We start from the raw sequence: 1,650 nt of genomic DNA on the forward strand, positions 1-1,650 counted from the left end.
AAGAACATTATCAATAGAATAGAGAAAGTATTGCTCCTTAGAAAGGAGGTGATCCATCCGCACGTTCCCGTACGGATACCTTGTTACGACTTCACCCCAATCGCTAATCACACCCTCGGAGCATCCCTCCTTGCGGTTAGGCCTGCTACTTCAGGTGCAACCAACTCTCGTGGTGTGACGGGCGGTGTGTACAAGACCCGAGAACGTATTCACCGCAACATAGCTGATTTGCGATTACTAGCGATTCCAACTTCATGTACTCGAGTTGCAGAGTACAATCCGAACTGAGAATAGTTTTCTGAGATTAGCTCCCCCTCGCAGGTTAGCGACTCTCTGTACTACCCATTGTAGCACGTGTGTAGCCCAGCGTATAAGGGGCATGATGACTTGACGTCATCCCCACCTTCCTCCTGCTCATCGCAGGCAGTATCGCATGAGTTCCCAACTTAATGATGGCAACATACGAAAGGGGTTGCGCTCGTTGCGGGACTTAACCCAACATCTCACGACACGAGCTGACGACAGCCATGCACCACCTGTCACTAGGTTCCCCCGAAGGGGCACGAAGGCATCTCTGCCAACTTCCTAGGATGTCAAACGCTGGTAAGGTTCCTCGCGTTGCGTCGAATTAAACCACATGCTCCACCGCTTGTGCGGGTCCCCGTCAATTCCTTTGAGTTTCATACTTGCGTACGTACTCCCCAGGCGGATTACTTATCGCGTTAGCTTGGGCGCTGAGGTTCGACCCCCAACACCTAGTAATCATCGTTTACGGCGTGGACTACCAGGGTATCTAATCCTGTTTGCTACCCACGCTTTCGCGCTTTAGCGTCAGTATCTGTCCAGTGGGCTGGCTTCCCCATCGGCATTCCTACAAATATCTACGAATTTCACCTCTACACTTGTAGTTCCGCCCACCTCTCCAGTACTCTAGTTTGACAGTTTCCAACGCAATACGGAGTTGAGCCCCGCATTTTCACATCAGACTTACCAAACCGCCTAGACGCGCTTTACGCCCAATAAATCCGGATAACGCTTGCGACATACGTATTACCGCGGCTGCTGGCACGTATTTAGCCGTCGCTTCTTCTGTTGGTACCGTCACTTACTTCGTCCCAACTGAAAGCACTTTACATTCCGAAAAACTTCATCGTGCACACAGAATTGCTGGATCAGACTTTTGGTCCATTGTCCAATATTCCCCACTGCTGCCTCCCGTAGGAGTAAGGGCCGTGTCTCAGTCCCCTTGTGGCCGTTCACCCTCTCAGGCCGGCTACCTATCATCGCCTTGGTGAGCCGTTACCTCACCAACTAGCTAATAGGACGCAAAGCTCTCCTGCAGCGCATATAGCTTTCATACGAGAAACATGCGAATCTCGCATAATATCCGGTATTAGCATTCGTTTCCAAATGTTGTCCCAGACTGCAGGGCAAGTTCTTTACGCGTTACTCACCCGTCCGCCACCATCACCCGAAGGATCAAGTAGACTTGCATGTGTTAAGCATTCTGTCAGCGTTCATCCTGAGCCAGGATCAAACTCTTCGTTCAATCTATTTAACTCAGTAAAATTTACTGATAATTTACACCAATTTATTGTTGTGTTTGCATTTATTGTCTTTCTCTATTCTGTTGCTAATGTCCTTAACATT

The 1,650-nt window shown here is 49.3% G+C and carries 1 rRNA gene; it reads right to left on the bottom strand.

Annotation, left to right across the window (positions count from 1 at the left end):
• Window positions 1-41: 41 nt before the first annotated feature.
• A 16S ribosomal RNA gene (locus tag ABNK64_RS11015) occupies window positions 42-1,549 on the bottom strand.
• Window positions 1,550-1,650: the final 101 nt, after the last annotated feature.

Source organism: Fusobacterium sp. SYSU M8D902 (assembly GCF_040199715.1).
Lineage (GTDB): Bacteria > Fusobacteriota > Fusobacteriia > Fusobacteriales > Fusobacteriaceae > Fusobacterium_A.